Raw genomic sequence first — 19,416 nt, forward strand, 5'->3', positions numbered from 1 at the left:
ACTCCAAACTCCTGCGAGGTAATACATGAACCTGACGATCATCGGTAGCGGCTACGTAGGCCTCGTGACGGGCGCATGTCTGGCCGACATCGGCCACGACGTGTTCTGTCTCGACGTCGACCGGCGCAAGATCGACGTGCTCAACGGCGGCGGCGTGCCGATTCACGAGCCGGGCCTGCAGGAGATCATCGCGCGCAATCGCAAGGCCGGACGCCTCACGTTTTCGACCGACGTCGAAGCGGCGGTCGCGCACGGCGACATCCAGTTCATCGCGGTCGGCACGCCGTCGGACGAAGACGGCTCAGCGGATCTGCAATACGTGCTCGCCGCCGCACGCAATATCGGCCGCCATATGACGGGCTTCAAGGTGATCGTCGACAAATCGACGGTGCCGGTCGGCACGGCTTCACGCGTTCGCGACGCAATCGCCGAAGAGCTTGCCGCGCGCAACCTCAGTCACATGTTCTCGGTGGTGTCGAACCCGGAGTTCCTGAAAGAGGGCGCGGCAGTGGAAGACTTCACGCGGCCCGACCGCATCGTGCTCGGTTGCGATGAAGACGTGCCCGGAGAAAAGGCGCGCGAATTGATGAAGCGTCTCTATGCGCCGTTCAACCGCAATCGCGAACGCACGCTGTACATGGACGTGCGCTCGGCCGAATTCACCAAGTACGCAGCCAACGCGATGCTCGCCACGCGCATCTCGTACATGAACGAGCTGGCGAATCTCGCCGACCGCGTCGGCGCGGATATCGAGGCCGTGCGCCGCGGCATCGGATCGGACCCGCGCATCGGCTACGACTTCCTGTACGCGGGCTGCGGCTACGGCGGCTCGTGCTTCCCGAAAGACGTGCAGGCGCTGATCCGCACAGCCGCCGATCACCACGCGAATCTGCGCATTCTCGAAGCCGTGGAAGCGGTCAACGACACGCAGAAGAAAGTGCTCGGTCAGAAGATCGTCGCGCGTCTCGGCGAGGACCTGTCCGACCGCACGTTCGCCGTATGGGGCCTCGCGTTCAAGCCGAATACCGACGACATGCGCGAAGCGCCGAGCCGCCCGCTGATTGCCGAACTGCTGCGCCGCGGCGCGCGCGTGAAGGCGTACGACCCGGTCGCAATCGACGAATCGAAGCGCGTGTTCGCGCTCGATCTGAAGGACGTGCCGCAGCAGCACGCGCGTCTGCAGTTCGTGAACGAAGAGATGGAAGCAGCGCAAGACGCCGACGCGCTCGTGATCCTGACCGAGTGGAAAGTCTTCAAGAGCCCGGACTTCAATGCGCTCAAAACGATGCTGAAAACGCCGCTTATTTTCGACGGCCGCAATCTGTACGAACCGGACGCGCTGCTCGAACTCGGCATCGAGTATCACGCGATCGGACGTCAGCATGCGCTGCGCAATGCGCCCCGCAAGAGTCGGCGTGAACGGCCTGCCGCCCGTGCATGGCGACACGCACGGCGGTACGCAAGCGGATGCGCTCGCCGTGGCCCAGGCCGGCCAATAAGCCTGCCTGTCACGCCGCCCGCACGCACCACGCGCCTCATCACGGAGCCCGACATGTTCGCCAATGTTCTGATCGTCTGCCACGCCAACGTGTGCCGTTCGCCGGCCGCCGAAATGCTGTTCAAGGCGCGCCAGGCGTCGGCGTCCATCGCGTTTCATTCGGCGGGCATTCGCGCGATGAACGGCCACGGCATGGACCCGGTGATGCGGCGCCTGCTCGCCGAGCGCGGCGTCGCATCCGGCGCGCATCACTCGCGGCGGCTTGACCGCCGGCTCGTGCGATCCGCCGATCTCGTGCTCGTGAGCGAGCGCGCGCAGATCGGCGAAGTCGAAGCACTCGATCCGGCTTCGCGCGGCAAGGTCTTTCCGCTCGGCAAGTGGGAAGACCTGGCCGACGTCGCCGATCCGCACGGCGGCGAGGAATCCGCTTACAGGGAAAGTCTCGTGCTCATCGAACATCTGGTCATGGGATGGCTGAAAAAAATATGCTGATGAAAACACTCGCTACACCTACATTCGCGAACCCGAAAACGAAGCTCATCACGAAGTTCGCCGCCACGCTTTTGCTGACGTCCTTTCTGTCGGCCTGCGCCACCGCACCGGGTAATTACCTCGACACGTCGCGTCTGAAAGACGACGGCCAGCACCAGAGTCAGAGCCAGTCCGCCGAAACCTATCCGGTCCATGTGATCGACGCGAGCGTCGTCGCCGCCCAGGCGCAGGCCGAAGCCAGTGCACCGCCGCGTCCGTTGCCGACCTCGACCTTCAGCGATCCTTCGCAGTACGTCTACCGGCTGTCGCCGCAAGACATTCTCGGCATCACCGTGTGGGATCACCCCGAATTGACCACGCCGCAGGGCAGCACGCTGTCGGCGGGCGGCACCAGCACGCAGACCATCGCCGGCGCGTTGCAGCAGCCGTACACGGCCGCGTTGCCGGGCCAGGCCGATCCGTACGGCCAGACCGTCGCCGCCGACGGCACCATCTATTTCCCGTTCGTCGGCCGCATCATGGCCGCGGGCAAGACCGTCGGCGAGTTGCGCGATCAGCTTGCGCGCGGCCTCGTGCGCTATATCCGCAATCCGCAAGTCGATGTGCGCGTGCTGTCGTATCGCGGCCAGAAAGTGCAGGTCACCGGCGAAGTCAAAACGCCGGGTCCGCTCGCGGTCAGTGACGTGCCGCTCACGCTCGTCGATGCGCTCACGCGCTCGGGCGGCACGACTGCCGACGCCGACATCCAGCGCGTGCGCCTCACGCGCAACAAGACGCTTTACGTGCTCGACGCGAACCGCATGCTCGATGCGGGCGACACCACGCAGAACGTGATGCTGCAAAACGGCGACGTCATCAACGTGCCGGACCGCAGCAACAGCCGCATCTTCGTGATGGGAGAAGTAAAGACGCCGATTCAGGTGCCGATGATCAAGGGCCGTCTGACGATCGCGGACGCGCTCACGCAAGCCGGCGGCATTCTCGACACCGACGCCAATCCGCGGCAGATCTTCGTGATGCGCGGCATGCGCGAGCATCCGACCACGCCGGACGTGTACCGCCTCGACATGACGCAGCCCGACGCGATCATGCTGTCCGCGCAGTTCCAGTTGCAGCCGCTCGATGTCGTGTATGTGGGCACCGCCGCCTCGACCACGTTCAACCGCGTGTTGCAGCAGGTGTTGCCGAGCGTGCAGACGCTGTTCTACCTGAAGCAACTGACGCGCTAACCAGATACGGGATCGAACTGTGAGCAATCAAATTTCTCCACACATGGCCGGCCCGATCAGGACCGAAGAAGAGGACGTGGTCCTCGGGCAACTGGTGCAGGTGATCCTCGACGACATCTGGTGGCTCATCGCGATCGCGGCGGCGGTCGTCGCGATTGCCGGCGCGTACTGCCTGCTCGCCAAGCCGATCTATTCGGCCGATGCACATGTGCGTGTCGAGCAGGCCGACAACACGTCGCAGGCGCTCACGCAAACGCAGACCGGCGCCGCGATCACGAGCGGCTCCAGTTCGCTGCCGACCGACGCCGAAATCGAAATCATCAAGAGCCGCGGCGTGGTGGCGCCGGTCGTCGAGCAGATGAAGCTGAACTTCAGCGTCACGCCGAAAACGCTGCCGCTGCTCGGCAGCATCGCCGCGCGCGTCGCGACGCCTGGCGAGCCGGCGAAGCCGTGGCTCGGCTTGTCGTCGTATGCATGGGGCGGCGAGGTTGTCGACGTCGATTCGATCGACGTGCTGCCCGCGCTCGAAGGCCAGAAGCTGACCATGAAGGCGCTCGACGGCGGCCGCTACGAACTGCATGCGGAGAACGGCGCGCTGCTGCTGCGCGGTCAGGTCGGGCAGCAGGCGCAAGGCGGCGGCGTGACGATGCTGGTCAGCAAGCTGGTCGCGCGTCCGGGTGAGGAATTCACCGTGATGCGGGCGAACGATCTCGACGCGATAAGCGCCTTTCAATCCGCGATCAGCGTGCAGGAGCAGGGCAAGCAGACCGGCGTGATCCAGATTTCACTCGAGGACAAAAACCCCGAGCATGCCGCGCTCGTCGCCAATGCGCTCGCGCAGTCGTATGTGCGTCAGCACATCGCGAACAAGCAGTCCGATGCAAGCAAGATGCTCGACTTCCTGAAGAGCGAAGAGCCGCGCCTGAAGTCCGATCTCGAACGCGCCGAGGCCGCGCTGACCGCGTATCAGCGTCAGTCCGGCTCGATCAACGCGAGCGAGGAGGCGAAGGTTTATCTCGAAGGCAGCGTGCAGTACGAACAGCAGATTGCCGGCTTGCGGCTCCAGATGGCGCAGCTCACCGAACGTTACGGCGACGACCATCCGATGCTGAAGGCCGCACGCGAGCAAATGGCCGAGCTGCAGGCGCAGCGCACGAAATACGCGGACCGTTTCCGCGATCTGCCGGCCACCGAGGTCAAGGCCGTGCAATTGCAGCGCGATGCGAAGGTCGCGGAAGACATCTACGTGCTGCTGCTCAATCGCGTGCAGGAGTTGTCGGTGCAGAAGGCGGGCACCGGCGGCAACGTGCATATCGTCGACGCCGCGCTGCGTCCTGGATCGCCGGTCAAGCCGAAGAAGGCGCTGATTCTGTCGGCGGCGACGATTCTCGGGCTGATCGCGGGCACCGGCTTCGTGTTCCTGCGCCGCAATATGTTCAAGGGCATCGACGACCCCGAGCATATCGAGCGCGCATTTCGTCTGCCGGTGTTCGGCCTCGTGCCGATGAGCGCCGAGCAGACGCTGCTAGAAAATGGGTTCCAGCGTGGCGGCGAGCGCCTGCGTTCCGTGCTCGCCAATGCGCGGCCGAAGGACGTCACCGTGGAGAGTCTGCGCAGTCTGCGGACGTCGATGCAGTTCACGATCATGGATGCAAAGAACCGCATCGTCATGCTCACGGGACCGATGGCGGGTGTCGGCAAGAGCTTCCTCACGGTCAACCTCGCCGTGCTGCTCGCGCATTCGGGCAAGCGCGTGCTGATGATCGACGGCGACATGCGCCGCGGTGTGCTCGAACGCTACCTCGGCGGCACGCAGGAAAACGGTTTGTCGGAATTGCTGAGCGGTCAGATTTCGCTGGAGGAGTCGATCCGCGCGTCGGAGATCGAGAACCTCAGCTTTATCTCGTGCGGGCGCCGTCCGCCGAATCCGTCCGAATTGCTGATGTCGCCGCGTCTGCCGCAATACCTCGACGCCCTCGCGAAACGCTACGACGTGATCCTGATCGACACGCCGCCGGTGCTCGCGGTGACCGATGCGTCGATCATCGGCGCGTATGCAGGCTCGACGTTCTTCGTGATGCGTTCGGGCATGCACAGCGAGGGCGAGATCATCGACTCGCTGAAGCGTCTGCGCGGGGCCGGCGTGCATGTGCAGGGCGGCATCTTCAACGGCATGCCGGCGCGCGCTCGCGGCGGCTATGACCGCAGTTACGCGGCGGTGCAGGAATATCTGAGCACGTAACCGTAACGGCCTCGGCTAGCGAAACGCATCGCATCAAGGACTCAGCAACAAGGACATCGCAATGAAAGTGACGGTACTGGTTCCGACTTACCGCCGCCCGGCCGACCTCGCGCGTTGCCTCGCGGCGCTGCAACGGCAGTCGCGCGCGCCCGACGAAGTCGTGGTGGTTGCTCGCGCCGACGACGACGCGACGCATACCTGTCTGCGCGATCCGGCGGTGCCGGGCAAGTTGCCGCTGTCGGTGGCGCTCGTCGACGTGCCCGGCCAGGTCGCCGCGCTCAATCGCGGACTAGACGCCGCGAGCGGCGATGTGATCGCGATCACCGACGACGACGCCGCGCCGCATCCCGACTGGGTGCAGCGCATCGCCGCCGCGTTCGAAAGCGACGCGCGGCTCGGCGCGCTCGGCGGCCGCGACTGGGTGCACGAAAAAGGCCGCGTGCTCGACGGCGAGCGGCCATTGGTCGGCAAGGTCACCGCGCACGGCAAGATCATCGGCAATCATCATCTCGGCGTGGGCGGCGCACGCGAAGTCGACATCCTGAAGGGCGCCAACATGAGCTATCGGCGCGACGCGGTGCGCAACATCCGTTTCGATGCACGGCTGCGCGGCGCGGGCGCCCAGGTTCACAACGACATGGCGTTCAGCCTCGCGGTCAAGAACGCCGGCTGGAAGCTGATGTACGACCCGCGCGTGGCGGTCGATCATTTCCCCGCCGAACGTTTCGACGACGACCGCCGCGACGCGCAGACCATGGCCGCGTTGCGCAACGCCGCGTTCAACTTCCATCTGATTCTGCGCGACCAGTTGCCGCCGCTGCGCCGCGAAACCGCGTGGTGGTGGTGGACGCTCGTCGGCACGAAGGTGTATCCGGGGCTCACGCATGCGGCGCTCGCGCTGCTGTCGAAACAGGCGCGTTTGAAGCTCTCGCGCTGGCGCGCGGTGCGGACCGGCGCGCACGAAGCGCGGCGCGCGTTGTCGCGGACCGCGTGAAGCGGCGGTTCATGCAAGCGGCACGCAGCGGGTGGGACGCATGGGCATCGGCATCGGCATCGGCATCGGCAAAGGGAATCTCTACATGACTACCAAGGTTCACGTTCATCTGTTTTACGGCGCCGATCCGCGTTTCTATCGACCGGGCGACAACATCGGTTGCCTGTACGGCTATCACCACGCCGAGTCCGACGCGTTCGCGCTCAGCTATTCGCAAGACGCGCGCGAAAACAAACCGGTGCGCCTCGCGCGCCGGGCACTGAAGGCGGCGTTCGGCTTCGATTTCATTCACACGTGGCGCAATCGCGCGGACATGTTGAGTGCCGACGTGATCTGGACGCATACCGAGCAGGAATGGCTTTCCGCCGCGCTGATGCTTCTGCTGAGCGGCCGCAAGGCCGGCGCGAATGCGTCGCCGCTATTGCTCGCGCAAAGCGTGTGGCTGCTCGACAAGTGGCCTTCGTATGGCATCGTGCGTCGCTGGCTGTATCGCAAGCTGATGACTCGCGCCGATCAGTTGACCACGCTCGCCAGCGAGAACGCCGCGCTGTGCAAGCGCTATTTCGATCGCGACGCGAAGCCGTTGCTGTACGGACTGAACACGCGCGACTTCCCCGTGAAGACGCCGACCGAATGGAAGCCGCATTCGCCGATCCGCATCGCCGCGATCGGCAACGACCGCGACCGCGACTGGGAGACGCTCATCAAGGCATTCGGCAACGACGCGCGCTACACGGTGAAGCTCGCCACGCGTCGCCGGATTCCCGCTTCGCTGCGCGCGCCGAACGTCGAAATCGCGCTGTTCTCCGGCATCAAGAAACAGCATGAGTTGTATGACTGGGCCGATGTGATCGTCGTGCCATTGCGCCCGAATACGCACGCGTCGGGCATTACGGTGATGCTCGAGGCGGCGGCGGTCGGCAAGCCGATGGTCGTGACCAACGTCGGCGCCTTGCAGGATTATTTTCCGGCGAGCGAGGCTTTCTACATTCCGCCATTCAATCCGCCCGCGTTGCGCGATGCCGTCGATCAGCTCGCCGCCGCGCCAATGGATGCACTGAGACAGGCGCAAGCGGCCGCCGCCGGTTTGCTCGCGCGCGATCTCACGACCGAGCACTACGCGATGCAGCATGTACGCATCACGCAGGAGATGCTGCGTGCACGCGCTGGAGTGCGCGGCCGGGGCGCGCAGAGCGCCGACGCGGACAAGGCCGCGAGCAAGGCCGCGAATAACGCCGCAAGCAGGCAAGCGCAGGCCGGCGCCGCGCAAGAATCGCGCGGAGGTCTGTAAGCGATGTCGATGTTCCCGCGAGCGGACTTTCCGCCTACGCCCGGCATACCTGGCATGTCCAGCGCTGTAGAGGCGGCGGCCGTGCAGGGCGCAAGGCGAGGCCGCCGCGAATGGCTACCATCGGCGATGCTCTGGCTCATCACGGCGGTGCTGATCGTCGCGCATCAAGGCACGGTGTTGACGCTCGCGTTTCCCGTCCTCGCGATTCTCACGGGCCTGTGGCTCTACTTCAAAAGCCCCGCACGCTACATCGGCTTCATGTGGTGGCTGTGGTTTCTGAGCCCGGAAGTACGGCGTCTTGCCGACTGGTCCAAAGGCTCGTTCACGCCGACGAGCCTGATCCAGGTCGCGCCGCTCGCGGTCACGATGATCAGCGCGTTCTCGCTGCTGCGCTACTACCGGCTGCTCGGCCAGCGACGCGGTCTGCCTGTGCTGCTGATCCTGCTCGGCCTCGTCTATGCGTACCTCGTCGGCGTGGTGTCGAGCGGTCCGCTCGCGGCCACCTACGACCTCGCGAACTGGCTCTATCCGATCCTGATCGGCTTTCACATCATGGCGAACACGCGCCAGTATCCGCAGTATCGCGACATCATCGTCAACACGTTTATCTGGGGCATGCTCGTGATGGGCGGCTACGGCCTGATCCAGTTTTTCATCATGCCGCAGTGGGATGCGCTGTGGATGCTCGGCTCGCAGATGAACTCGCAAGGCGACCCCGTGCCGATGGGCGTGCGCGTCTTCAGCACGATGAATTCGTCGGGACCGTTCGCCTTCGCGATGATGGGCGCGATGGTCTACGTGATGGCCGCCACGCATCGCGTGCGCTGGGTCGCGGCGGCGCTCGGCTTCTTCTCGTTTGCGCTGAGCCTCGTGCGTTCCACCTGGGGCGGTTGGGTCATCGCGCTGCTGATCCAGTTGATCAAGTCGAACAACAAGGTGCGCTTGCGGATCGTCGCGAGCGCGGTACTGCTTGCGGGGTTATGCGTGCCGCTGCTCGCGGTGGGTCCGGTGGCCGAGCGGATGCAGGCGCGTCTGTCGACCATCGTCAATCTGAACGACGACCAGAGCTATGCCGCGCGCAACGAGTTCTACGCGACCTTCGCGAAGACCGCCTTCACCGATGTCTCCGGCGAAGGCATGGGCGCGACCGGCACCTCGACGAAACTCTCGAACGACGGCGGCCAACTCGGCCAGTACGGCAACTTCGATAGCGGCGTGATGAACATACCGTTCGTGCTTGGATGGCCCGGCACGCTGCTCTATATGTCGGGCATCGTGTGGCTGCTCACGCGCGCGGTCCTCGCGTCGTTCAGATTGCGCCACGACAAATACGTGTCCGCGTGCCTGAGCCTGTGCCTCGCGACCTTCGCGATGCTCGTGTTCACCAATTCGCTCGTCGGCACCGGCGGACTGCTGCTTTTCATGAGCGTTTTTTCGATTCTTTCCGCGGTGCATTACGACAAGATCAACCGCGTCAACGCGGTCAATAGCCCATCGCGCACGCCAATTTTTCACGGAGGCACTGATTGAGAGTCGCCATTGTCACGCACGTTGTGCGCCATAACGACGGCCAGGGGCGCGTCAACCACGAGATCGCGCGCGCGGCGCTCGACGAAGGCATCGGCGTGACGCTGATCGCTTCGCATGTGGCGCCCGAGCTGCTCGTTCATCCGAATGTCCGCTGGGCGCCGATCAAAATCGGCCGCTGGTGGCCCACCAATCTGTTGCGCCAGCAGGTGTTCGCGTTCAAGAGCGCGCTGTGGCTGCGCGCGCATCGCCGCGAATACGACGTGCTGCATGTGAACGGCTTCATTACGTGGATGCCCGCCGACGTCAACACATCGCACTTCGTGCATAGCGGCTGGCTCGGCAGCAAGTACTACCCGTTCGGGCTGCTGAAGGGCGTGTGGTCCGCGTATCAGTCGATCTATACGCGCTGCAATGCGCTGCTCGAGCGCTGGGCTTACCGGCGCTCGAAGGTGATCACGGCGGTCTCGCAGAAGGTCGCCGACGAAATCCGCGCGATCGGCCTCACGCCGGATAACCGCGTGGACGTGATCTATAACGGCGTCGATACGCAAGGCTTTGCGGCGGCCACCGGCGATCGTGCGAAATTCGGTCTGCCTTCCGATGCGTTCCTGCTGCTGTTCGTCGGCGATTTGCGGACGCCGCGCAAAAACCTCGGTACGGTGCTGGCTGCGCTCAAGCATTTGCCCGAGCATGTGCATATCGCGGTGGCCGGTTTCCTGCCGGGCAGTCCTTATCCGGACGAAGCGAAGGCGCTCGGCATCGCGCATCGCGTGCATTTTCTCGGGCTCGTGAAAGAGATGCCCGTGTTGATGCATTCCGTCGATGCGTTCGTGTTTCCATCACGTTATGAGGCAATGAGCCTGTCGCTGCTCGAAGCGATGGCCGCGGGTCTGCCGGTCGTGACCGCGCGCACCGCGGGCGGCGCCGAGATCATCACGCCCGAATGCGGCATCGTGCTCGACGATCCCGACGATCCGCGCTTGCTCGCTGCCGCAGTCGCGCGCCTTGCCGCCGACGACAACGCGCGCCGCAACATGGGCAAAGCCGCCAACGAACTCGCGACCGGCTTCGGCTGGGCGCGCATGGCCGCGCAATACATTGCGCTGTATCGGCAGCTCGAAGGGCAGCAGAAAAATCGCCGGCGCAGCGAGGCCGACGCGGCGGCGGTCGCGAAGACCGACGCGCTGACGCTCAACTCGCTGGCCGGCCACAAGAGCGGCGAATGAAGCGACGGCGCGTCGGACACGCGACCATCGCAATCCAACGAATACCTCACGACACAAACAAGGGGCAATGACAATGACGACGAGCTCAATCAAATCGCTGCAGATCGGGATGCACTGGTTCCCCGAGCGCGCGGGCGGCCTCGACCGCATGTATTACTCGCTGGTCGGCGCGCTGCCGGGCGCGGGCGTCGCGGTGCGCGGCGTCGTGGCCGGCTCGCCGAAAGTGGCCGCCGATACTGGCGGTGCGATCAACGGCTTCGGCTCGGCCGGGCAATCGCTGCCATTGCGCTTGATGGCCGCACGCCGCGCGCTGCGCGAGGAGATCGGCCGCTCGCGTCCCGACGTGATCTCGTCGCACTTCGCGCTCTATACGTTTCCTGGGCTCGACGTGACGCGCGGCATTCCGCAGGTCTCGCATTTTCAGGGACCGTGGGCGGACGAGAGCCACGTCGAAGGCGCCGATTCGCTCGGCCAGCGCGCGAAGCGTTATCTCGAGCAGTCCGTGTATGCGCGTTCGTCGCGGCTCATCGTCTTGTCGGAGGCGTTCGGCAAGATTCTGACTTCGCGTTATCGCATTTCGCCGGACCGCGTGCGCGTGGTGCCGGGTTGCGTCGACGTCGAGCAATTCAATCTGCCCATCACACCCGCCGAAGCGCGCTTGAAGCTGCAATTGCCGCAGGATCGTCCGATCGTGCTGGCGGTGCGGCGTCTCGTGCGGCGCATGGGTCTGGAGGATCTGATCGATGCGGTCAAGCTGCTGAAGGCGGCCCATCCGGACGTGCTGCTGCTGATCGCGGGCAAGGGGCGTCTCGCGGACGAATTGCAGGCGCGCATCGACGAGGCCGGTTTGCAGGACAATGTGAAGCTGCTCGGCTTCGTGCCCGATCAGCATCTCGCGGCGTTGTATCGTGCGGCGAATATCAGCGTGGTGCCGACGGTGGCGCTCGAAGGCTTCGGGCTTATCACGGTCGAGTCGCTCGCGTCGGGCACGCCGGTGCTGGTAACGCCGGTCGGCGGCTTGCCGGAAGCGGTGGCGGGGCTGTCGCCCGATCTCGTGTTGCCGGAGACGGGCGCGCAAGCCATCGCGGCGGGTCTCGCAGGCGCGCTAAGCGGCAGGCTGAAGCTGCCGGACGCCGACGCGTGCCGGCGCTATGCGCGTGAGAACTTCGATAATTCGGTGATCGCGAAGCGCGTGGCTGCGGTTTATGGGGAGGCTATTGGGGCAGGTGGGGTGCACTGAGCTTTGTGACGGGACGAGACGCTACTACGTGGCCCGGCTGCCGTCCGCATTGAGCAGCCGGAATTCCGCCGGCGACTCTTCGAACGCGTGTGCGCTGCGCATGGCGGGCACGACTGCTTCAAGTTCGGCATAGTCGAAGCCCGCGCACCACGCTGCCATTCGTGCGAGGGAACTGATGAGCGGCTCGGGACGTCCGCTTTGTGTGAGGGCTCTCAGGCAGTCCACGAACTGCGGATGGAAAAGCGTGGGGATAATGATGCGAGCGCGCTCGCCCCGCGAAAGCTCCGCATTCATGATCAGCCGCGACAGACGCCCATTGCCGTCCGCGAAGGGATGAACTTCCGCGATCAGAAAGAGATAAAAAATGGCCCGCGCGAGGCCCTCGGGGACGGTCAACGCGAGGCGAGATCCTTCGGCGAGCGTGCCGCGAACGTGAGAGGGCTCGACGAACTGCGTGGTGCCCGCATAATTTGCCTCGAGCTTCAGATTGCCAGGGTCTGCCTCAGGTCTGCGCTCGAGCATGATCCGATGGCGCTCCTGAAGCACGTCGATGAAATCTTCACCGACTGGCGGCACTATTGCGCGGGTCTCGGTGCGATACGCCAGATTGAATACGCCCAGGATGTCGTGTGAATCCTTGGGTCTTTGCGCAACGATCTGATTGCGCAAGACGATGCCTTCCGCTTCCTCGACAGAGAACCGTGTTCCTTCGACATAGTTGGAAAAATACGATTCAAGAAACGCGAAATGGATGCGGCTGTCGCCCGCAACGGCCACGTCCACGATGTCGGGCAACACCGCCGTGCGTAGCGCGGTTGCCAGCGTGCCGAAGAGCGTCATGCGCGCCATGTCGATAGGCGCGCCCTGGGCGATAGCCAATCCAGCCTTCGTTTTGAGCACGCCCTTTGAATGCGTGCTCAGCAGCGCGCCTATCAGTCCGTTGAGCGTCTCATAGCTCGTTGCTGCGCCGAGCGGTTCGACAAGTTCGCGAGCGCGATCCCGAATCTGGTTGAGGCCTGGCTCTTTGTTCGCGCTCAGGCAGGCAACGAGGCGTTCTTCAATCTCCTCGCGCGACGCCCGGGTTGCGGCCGCCCCCCGCGCGAGATTTTCGAGTAGCGCACGTTCCTGCGAGGCCCAGTAAAGATCGAGCGATCCAAGCCGCAGATCGCGGGGCATAGGCCCAGGGCCTTTCATCAGCACGAGCGTGAGGCCGGGGTAGGTGATACGCCGGTTAAACCGCGTGGGATGGGAGAGTACGACTTCATTGGCCGCGGTGATGCCGCCGGCGAATGCGCTACGGTGGGAGACTACCGCGCCAGGCACCGCGTGCGCGGCGATTTTCTGCCAGTTTCGGCGAATCCGCCCCGCGACCTCTTCCTGATTACCGGGCTCGACGTAGACGCCTCGCGCGACGCGCAACAGGCCGCCTTCCTTCGCGCGCCTTTGAAGCGTGCGGTCGAAGCCGGTGTCACCGGCCGCGAAGACAATTTCATCGGATTGTCGTTTTTCGACTTCGAGGGAGGGCATGGAGCCGGGAATTTGTCGTTAACCAGCTTCCATTCTACCGGTTTTGTCGTTTACCAGCTAAAACGCTATCCGGGAGGCGTGTCGTTTACCAGCTAATCGGCACGGGCGGATTGGCGAATTTGTCGTAAACCAGCTAAGGAACGCGGATAAATGTCGTTTACCAGCTTACGACGTGCTCTCCGACCGCGACGCGCGGCTCTCGCGTGCCGCCCCCACAGCCGTCACGCCGTCCCCGCGCCCCTTACCTCAAAACGTCTCCTGATGCTCATTCCGCCCAAGATCCGCGTGAACCATCATGTGACACAGTTGCTCGAGACTCGTGCGCGGCTCCCAGCCTAGCTTCTCGCGCGCCTTGTCCGCGCAACCGATCAGCAGATCCACTTCGGCCGGCCGGTAGAACTTCGGATTCACGCGCACGAGCGTCTTGCCGGTCGCCACGTCGATACCCGTTTCGCGCTCTTCCTTGCCCGACCATTCGAGTTGATAACCGGCCGCTGCGAACGCCATGCGCACGAAGTCGCGGACCGTTTCAGTGCGGCCCGTTGCGAGTACGAAGGTATCCGGCTCGTCGGCTTGCAGCATGCGCCACATGCCTTCGACATATTCGAGCGCGAAGCCCCAGTCGCGTTTCGCGCCGAGATTGCCGAGCTCCAGCACGTCCTGCTTGCCGAGCTTGATCTTCGCGACGGTGTCGGTGATCTTGCGCGTCACGAACTCGCGGCCGCGCAGCGGCGATTCGTGATTGAACAGAATGCCGCTGCTCGCAAATAGACCATACGACTCGCGATAGTTGATCGTCGACCAATGCGCGAACAGCTTCGCCACGCCATACGGACTGCGCGGATAGAAGGGCGTGTCCTCGCGTTGCGGCACCGCCTGCACGAGCCCGAACATTTCCGACGTCGACGCCTGGTAATAACGCATCTTCGGATTGAGGATGCGGATGCCTTCGAGCAGATTCAGCGCGCCGATGCCGGTCACCTCGGCGGTCGTGACCGGCTGATCGAACGAGACGCCCACGAAGCTTTGCGCCGCCAGGTTATACAGCTCGTCGGCCTGCGCGCCTTCGAGCAGACGCAGCGTCGAGCCGAGATCGGTCAGATCGTGCTCGACGAGACGCAGATTCGGATGATCGAGCACGCCCAGCTCGCGCATGCGCCAGAAGTTCACCGAACTCGTGCGCCGGTAGGTGCCGGTCACCTGATAGCCCTTGTCGAGCAGCAGCTTGGTCAGATAGGCGCCGTCCTGTCCGGACACACCGGTGATGATCGCTTTGCGTGGTTGGCTCATAGCTTGCCTTCGATATGGGTAAAAGAAAAAAAGAGCACCTCAGAGCGTGCCATCCAGGAGCCGCCGCACCAGCGGTTCGACGACCTCGGCATCCTGCTCGGCCTTGAGCCGGTACAAGCCCGGCTTCGGATGCGCGCCGTCGGACATCAGCGTCTTCCAGTCCGGCAGGCTGCTGATGTACGCGAACTGGTCGACGAGCGGCACGTGCTGCTCGGCGGCGACGCGGCGCGTCACCGCGACCATCGACGCGAGCCGTGCGTTGAGCCGGTTATCGGGCATCGGATTCGACGTCTCCAGCACCGGCTCCTTGCCGAGCGCGCGAGCCGTTTGCACGAGCGCGCTCTGCGCTGCGTAGAACTGCTCGGGCGTCTGGTCCTGCATCACTTCGTTGATGCCGTAGTTGATCAGCACGATCTGCGCGGGCGATGCCGCGAGCCGTTCGCGCCACGGCAAACCGGCCGTCGGCCCGGCGCGGCGGTTGCCGGTGCCGTCGCGCAATTGCGTCGCCATCGTCCCGCCGACGCCATAGTTGACGACGTGCACGCGCTCGCCGAAATGCATCTGCAGCTTGTCCTGCAGATAGGCCACGGCGTTTTGCGCTTGCGGCGCGCAACGGCCTTCGCTGCATGAAATGCCGAGCGTCGTCGAGTCGCCGTAGGCATCGATCACAATCTGGTGCTGCGCGGCCTGAGCATGCGCGGTCGTTGCGGCGGTAAATGCCGTGAGCGTGATGAGTGCGGTAAGCGGCGCGAGCATCGCTGCCGCGGCGGCGCATGCGCGGCGCTTCATGCGTGCGACCTCATGCGCCACTTCATGTGCCACCTCATGTGCCACTTCATGCGCGGCCGTGCGGTGCTTGCGGCGCGGCGCGCGGCACACTCGCACCCGCACCGGCCGTCGCGTGCGCCCTGCCGCGCGAGCCGAAAATCAGCCGCTTTTCGAACGCGAACCATGTGACGCTTGCATAGGCGAGGGTGATCGCGAGCGCAAGCGCAGCGGTCGCATAGCGGCTCATGTTCAGCGGCCACAACGCATACAGCACGCTCAGGTGAATCAGGTAAATCGTGTAGCTGATCGTACCGATGTACACCAGCACCGGATTGCACAACAGCCGTTTGACGATGCCCCGGCTTTGCAGGGCGATGACCACGACGGACGTGCAAAGCACCAACGAAATGCTGTAAAGCCCCGCGTTCGACAGCGGCGTATTGGCCGCGCGAAAACGCGGGAAATGCAGATGCAGCCACGCGAGCGCCGCGAGTGCGGCAATCACGCCGAGCACCGCAACGCCCTTGAACGGTTCGAGCGCGTCACGATCGCGCCGCACGGCGACCGCGAGCAGCGCGCCCGCCGCCAGCAGATCCATGCGAAAGGGCGTCAGGTAATAGATCGGCCAGAACGAATCGAACCACGGCGTGGCCACCGCGCGCAGCACCGGCACGAGCAGGATCAGCGCGGCCGCGACCCATGCGAGCACACGCTCGGGCACGAGCAGAATCACGAACGGCCACACAATATAGAACTGCTCTTCGACGGCAAGCGACCACAGCACATTCAGGCTGTCGTGTCCGCTCTGGTTGAGCGCATCGCCGATGTTGGTCGCGAAGAACGCATACCACTGCCAGTGCTGCGCCCAACCGAAGCCGAACAGGATCGACGACACCACCATCAGCAGCAGATACGGCGGCAGAATGCGCCGCGCGCGGCGTGCATAAAAATAGCCGAAGTACGACTGCCCGCGCGCCTTGCGTTCGAGCAGGATGCCGGTGATCAGAAAGCCGCTCAGCACGAAGAACAGATCGACGCCCATCCACAGCGGCGCTTTCAATGCGTGCTGCGCGAACACCGCGAGCACGGCGATCGCACGCAAGCCGTCGAGCTGCACGATGCGGCGTGAATGAGAAGGCGCTATGGGCAGGGCGCTAGCAGTCATGAACCGTCCATGGTGTGAAGCGGATAAAGCCGCGAGAAGCCGCAAGGCATTGCGAAAGACGCGTCGCGCCGATAACGGCCGCGATCCGGAGCGCAATCGGAATGCAATCCGGCTGCAATCGATTCTAGGCAAAAGAAAATCGCGAAAAAACGCGAATGAAATGGATAAGTGAATCAGATTGCAACAGGGTGTTTCGTTATCCATTTGAAGGCGGTTTTCATGCTTGTCTTGTACCCGGAGCCCGAGTCCGAGTTCATGCGTGAATTCGCCGGATCGGTGAAGCGGAGTCGGTAAAACATGGGCTCATGCATCCGCAAGCGTGCTCCTTATACAGCATGGCACGGCCAAATTTTCTTTTAATCCATTTTTAAATCGATTTCTTTATCCCGGTATAAAGCCGGGAATATTTTTGAATTATTTTTGATTTTCGTCGCCGACTTTTGTACGCGTAATGTGAACCGTGCGGATTGGGCGGCCAAGGACGGCGCGTGCGCCGAGCACCGCATTTCGACGTGGCTTATGCGGCCTGCGTGGCATAGGCGAACGTTCGCGCTTCGTCTTTCATCGGCAACTTGCGGCGCATGCCGTCACCTTCATTGAATGCCTGTGTGTGCGGATAGCAGCGTAAGTCTGTGACGCTCGCGCGCGCTCGCCTATCAGCCTCATGGTTTTAAAGCATCGATCCGCATCGACTGGAGGACATACCTTGCTGCGCTTCACGTTCAAACGCCGTCTCGCGATATTCGCGTGCGCTGCCGGGCTGGCCGCTCTATCGGCCGGCTCGATCGCGCGTGCCGAAACGGCGTTGAACGCTAAGACGTCGTGGATCGGCAATACGTTCGGCTTCGGCGACGGCACCTGGACGCAAATCAACATCACGGCAATTGCCGTCGCGCCCGACGGCAAGGTCTATACGAATGCGCCGTGGGACGAAAGCGGTGCGGAGGCGAGCGTCTATCAGAACGGCAAGATGCTCGGCTTCGCAGGCGGCACGCACGGCTGGGGCAACAGCGGCGGCAATGCAATCGCGATCAATCGCAAGTACGCGTTTGTCGCAATTGCAGTCGGCAACGAAAAAGGCCGGCTCGTACAGCCGGGCGTGTGGCCGGAAAAGGGCAAGCAGTGGTTCGGCATCTCGCGCCGGCAGATCGCCGATCCGAAACGCGCCGCACCGTTTCAGCCTGCGGCGAAGAGCGCCGATCCGCATGCGCAACTCGCCGCCGGCTTCCTGATGATGAACGAAGTGCCGACCGGCACGAGCGCCGAAATCGGCGGACTCGCGGCGAGCGAAACGACGCTCTACGCGGCGAACACCGCGCGCGATCGCATCGAGGTGTACGACGCGGAATCGATGCAGCAGAAGACCACGTGGAGCGTGCACGAACCGGGCCGCCTCGCGCTTGCGCCGGACGGCACGCTATGGGTGCTGAGCGGCACGCGCAACGATCGCGCGCCGCATGTGGAGCACTACACGTCGAGCGGAAAACGCATCGACGAGAACTTAGAACTGCCCGCCGATACGCTCGCGGTCGACGTCGCCGTCGATGCAACAGGCCGTGTGCTGATCGCCGATAACGGCCCGCGTCAGCAGGTGCTGTTCTTCAGCAAGAAGGAAGGGCGCTACGAAGAGAGCGGTTCGCTCGGCGAGCGCGGCGGCATTTTTAGCGGCGTCGTCGGAAGGCCAGGACCGCGGCGTTTTAACGGACTCACCGGTGTGGGCGTGGATGCGCGCGGCAATGTGTACGTGTCGACCAACGGCATCGGTCCGCGCTATGAGCCGATCGGCGCGGGCCTTGGCGCGACGCTCGAAAGCTACGCGCCGGACGGCAAACAGAACTGGCTCGTTCAGGGACTGCTTTTCGTCGACGGCGCGTGGATAGATCCGTCGCGACCGGACAGCGTTTATACCGGCAATAAGCGCTTCCAACTCGACCTCTCGAAACCCGCGGGGCAGGACTGGAAATATGTCGGATTCCTGTCTAACCGATTCAAGTATCCCGACGATCCGGTCTTTCACACCGACCAGTATCCGGGCCTGCCGATTGCCCGCAAGCTGAAGGGCCGCACGTTTCTGTATTTGACGGACATGTATGCGGATCATCTGAAGATCTATCGCTTCGATCCGCAACGCGACGGCGAGACTGCGATTCCGTCGGGCTTTATCGCGGGCCGCGAGCGTGCGGTCGCGAAGGTGCCGAACGCGCCGCCGGGCGGCGACTGGATCTGGCGCGACGCAAACGGCGACGGCAAATTCAATTCCGACGAGTTCGCGCTCAACACAACCGGCACGAAGCTCGCGGGTGGCTGGGGCTGGTGGGTCGACAGCGCCGGCGACATCTGGCGCACACGCGATACGAAGGGCATTTATCGCTTCCGCTTCGGTGGCATCGATGCGAAGGGCAACCCGCTCTATTCGTATTCGGACCTCACGCAATACCCGGTGCCGCAACCGTTCGCCGAGCTGCATCGCGCGATTTACGAACCCGACACCGACACGCTGTACGTGACCGGTTATACGCCGGACACGCCGGCCGACCGCGGCTTCTGGAAGGAAGTGGGCCGCGTGCTCGTGCGCTACGACAAGTGGTCGAGCGGCAAGCCGGTGCAGCGCTATTCGATCACGCTCCCCTGGCAGACGCAGAGCAAACCCATCGCGACGATTATCGGCCTCACGGTCGAAGGGCAATACATCTTCGGCGTCGAACCCGTGGGCGCCGTGCACGTGTGGGACAAGGACAACGGCCGTGAACTCGGCGTGATTCGGCCGGGGCCAGAAGTAGGCCGCGCGTCGGGCTGGGTCGACGTGCCCAACGGCATCAGCGCGGCGAAGCGGAGCAACGGCGAGTACCTCGTGTTCGTCGAGGAAGACGCGCGCGGCAAGGTGCTCATGTACCGCTGGAAACCGTGACGAATTACCAATCGCA

The 19,416-nt window shown here is 63.8% G+C and carries 14 protein-coding genes and 1 pseudogene; 11 read left to right on the forward strand and 4 right to left on the reverse strand.

The features are described from left to right. The first annotated feature begins 25 nt into the window (after positions 1 to 25). From BGRAMDRAFT_RS11935 to BGRAMDRAFT_RS11970, 9 genes and pseudogenes are all read left to right on the forward strand, one after another. Positions 26 to 1,499 (forward strand): annotated as a pseudogene (locus tag BGRAMDRAFT_RS11935) (UDP-glucose dehydrogenase family protein). 113 nt (positions 1,500 to 1,612) lie between these two features. Then, positions 1,613 to 1,990: an arsenate reductase/protein-tyrosine-phosphatase family protein gene (locus BGRAMDRAFT_RS35930; RefSeq protein WP_232292259.1), complete on the forward strand. Its 378-nt coding sequence runs from the start codon at positions 1,613 to 1,615 to the stop codon at positions 1,988 to 1,990. Then, positions 1,984 to 3,219, forward strand: coding sequence for a polysaccharide biosynthesis/export family protein (locus BGRAMDRAFT_RS11940; protein ID WP_044020876.1), 1,236 nt, complete (start codon positions 1,984 to 1,986; stop codon positions 3,217 to 3,219). Before BGRAMDRAFT_RS35930 ends, BGRAMDRAFT_RS11940 begins: the two co-directional genes overlap by 7 nt. Positions 3,220 to 3,262: 43 nt before the next feature. Beyond that, positions 3,263 to 5,461: a polysaccharide biosynthesis tyrosine autokinase gene (locus BGRAMDRAFT_RS11945; protein WP_006048994.1), complete on the forward strand. Its 2,199-nt coding sequence runs from the start codon at positions 3,263 to 3,265 to the stop codon at positions 5,459 to 5,461. 61 nt (positions 5,462 to 5,522) lie between these two features. Further along, on the forward strand, positions 5,523 to 6,455 hold the full coding sequence (locus BGRAMDRAFT_RS11950) for a glycosyltransferase family 2 protein (RefSeq protein WP_006048995.1): 933 nt from the start codon (positions 5,523 to 5,525) through the stop codon (positions 6,453 to 6,455). A gap of 85 nt (positions 6,456 to 6,540) precedes the next feature. Beyond that, on the forward strand, positions 6,541 to 7,746 hold the full coding sequence (locus BGRAMDRAFT_RS11955) for a glycosyltransferase (RefSeq protein WP_044020920.1): 1,206 nt from the start codon (positions 6,541 to 6,543) through the stop codon (positions 7,744 to 7,746). Between the two features lie 3 nt (positions 7,747 to 7,749). Further along, positions 7,750 to 9,276, forward strand: a complete 1,527-nt coding sequence (locus BGRAMDRAFT_RS11960) for a hypothetical protein (protein ID WP_006048997.1) — start codon at positions 7,750 to 7,752, stop codon at positions 9,274 to 9,276. Then, complete coding sequence (locus BGRAMDRAFT_RS11965; protein ID WP_006048998.1) at positions 9,273 to 10,502, forward strand: glycosyltransferase family 4 protein; 1,230 nt, start codon at positions 9,273 to 9,275, stop codon at positions 10,500 to 10,502. The genes BGRAMDRAFT_RS11960 and BGRAMDRAFT_RS11965 overlap by 4 nt, the downstream gene beginning before the upstream one ends. A 73-nt stretch (positions 10,503 to 10,575) precedes the next feature. Beyond that, positions 10,576 to 11,742 carry a glycosyltransferase family 4 protein gene (locus tag BGRAMDRAFT_RS11970; RefSeq protein ID WP_006048999.1) on the forward strand — a complete coding sequence of 389 codons (1,167 nt, stop codon included), beginning with the start codon at positions 10,576 to 10,578 and terminating at the stop codon, positions 11,740 to 11,742. 24 nt (positions 11,743 to 11,766) lie between these two features. Here the strand turns inward: BGRAMDRAFT_RS11970 and BGRAMDRAFT_RS11975 are convergent, their stop codons facing one another. Then, positions 11,767 to 12,918 carry a Fic family protein gene (locus BGRAMDRAFT_RS11975; RefSeq protein WP_198143910.1) on the reverse strand — a complete coding sequence of 384 codons (1,152 nt, stop codon included), beginning with the start codon at positions 12,916 to 12,918 and terminating at the stop codon, positions 11,767 to 11,769. Between the two features lie 69 nt (positions 12,919 to 12,987). Here BGRAMDRAFT_RS11975 and BGRAMDRAFT_RS34970 point away from each other — a divergent pair, with 69 nt between their 5' ends. Beyond that, a complete protein-coding gene (locus BGRAMDRAFT_RS34970) occupies positions 12,988 to 13,365 on the forward strand; it encodes a hypothetical protein (protein ID WP_198143912.1) in 378 nt (125 codons plus the stop codon). 150 nt (positions 13,366 to 13,515) lie between these two features. Here BGRAMDRAFT_RS34970 and gmd read toward each other — a convergent pair whose 3' ends face one another. From gmd to BGRAMDRAFT_RS11990, 3 genes are read right to left on the reverse strand one after another with little or no spacing between them, the layout of a single operon-like run. Continuing rightward, positions 13,516 to 14,559 carry a GDP-mannose 4,6-dehydratase gene (gene gmd / locus BGRAMDRAFT_RS11980; protein ID WP_006049001.1) on the reverse strand — a complete coding sequence of 348 codons (1,044 nt, stop codon included), beginning with the start codon at positions 14,557 to 14,559 and terminating at the stop codon, positions 13,516 to 13,518. 39 nt (positions 14,560 to 14,598) lie between these two features. Continuing rightward, entirely contained in the window at positions 14,599 to 15,348 is a 750-nt protein-coding gene (locus tag BGRAMDRAFT_RS11985; protein ID WP_006049002.1) for an SGNH/GDSL hydrolase family protein, read from the reverse strand. Between the two features lie 46 nt (positions 15,349 to 15,394). Beyond that, positions 15,395 to 16,492, reverse strand: coding sequence for an acyltransferase family protein (locus BGRAMDRAFT_RS11990; protein WP_006049003.1), 1,098 nt, complete (start codon positions 16,490 to 16,492; stop codon positions 15,395 to 15,397). A gap of 706 nt (positions 16,493 to 17,198) precedes the next feature. On the opposite strand from BGRAMDRAFT_RS11990, the gene BGRAMDRAFT_RS11995 reads away from it, so the two are divergent. Further along, entirely contained in the window at positions 17,199 to 19,400 is a 2,202-nt protein-coding gene (locus BGRAMDRAFT_RS11995; RefSeq protein ID WP_006049004.1) for an NHL repeat-containing protein, read from the forward strand. Positions 19,401 to 19,416 lie beyond the last annotated feature (16 nt).

It is taken from the genome of Paraburkholderia graminis C4D1M (assembly GCF_000172415.1).
Classification (GTDB): Bacteria; Pseudomonadota; Gammaproteobacteria; order Burkholderiales; family Burkholderiaceae; genus Paraburkholderia; species Paraburkholderia graminis.

Excerpts from the sequence above, each read along its gene's own strand:
- BGRAMDRAFT_RS35930 (WP_232292259.1), top strand. The coding sequence starts at position 1,613 with ATGCTGTTCAAGGCGCGCCAGGCGTCGGCGTCCATCGCGTTTCATTCG.
- BGRAMDRAFT_RS11940 (WP_044020876.1), top strand. The coding sequence starts at position 1,984 with ATGCTGATGAAAACACTCGCTACACCTACATTCGCGAACCCGAAAACG.
- BGRAMDRAFT_RS11945 (WP_006048994.1), top strand. The coding sequence starts at position 3,263 with ATGGCCGGCCCGATCAGGACCGAAGAAGAGGACGTGGTCCTCGGGCAA.
- BGRAMDRAFT_RS11950 (WP_006048995.1), top strand. The coding sequence starts at position 5,523 with ATGAAAGTGACGGTACTGGTTCCGACTTACCGCCGCCCGGCCGACCTC.
- BGRAMDRAFT_RS11955 (WP_044020920.1), top strand. The coding sequence starts at position 6,541 with ATGACTACCAAGGTTCACGTTCATCTGTTTTACGGCGCCGATCCGCGT.
- BGRAMDRAFT_RS11960 (WP_006048997.1), top strand. The coding sequence starts at position 7,750 with ATGTCGATGTTCCCGCGAGCGGACTTTCCGCCTACGCCCGGCATACCT.
- BGRAMDRAFT_RS11970 (WP_006048999.1), top strand. The coding sequence starts at position 10,576 with ATGACGACGAGCTCAATCAAATCGCTGCAGATCGGGATGCACTGGTTC.
- BGRAMDRAFT_RS11975 (WP_198143910.1), bottom strand. The coding sequence starts at position 12,918 with ATGCCCCGCGATCTGCGGCTTGGATCGCTCGATCTTTACTGGGCCTCG.
- BGRAMDRAFT_RS34970 (WP_198143912.1), top strand. The coding sequence starts at position 12,988 with ATGGGAGAGTACGACTTCATTGGCCGCGGTGATGCCGCCGGCGAATGC.
- gmd (WP_006049001.1), bottom strand. The coding sequence starts at position 14,559 with ATGAGCCAACCACGCAAAGCGATCATCACCGGTGTGTCCGGACAGGAC.
- BGRAMDRAFT_RS11985 (WP_006049002.1), bottom strand. The coding sequence starts at position 15,348 with ATGAAGCGCCGCGCATGCGCCGCCGCGGCAGCGATGCTCGCGCCGCTT.
- BGRAMDRAFT_RS11990 (WP_006049003.1), bottom strand. The coding sequence starts at position 16,492 with ATGACTGCTAGCGCCCTGCCCATAGCGCCTTCTCATTCACGCCGCATC.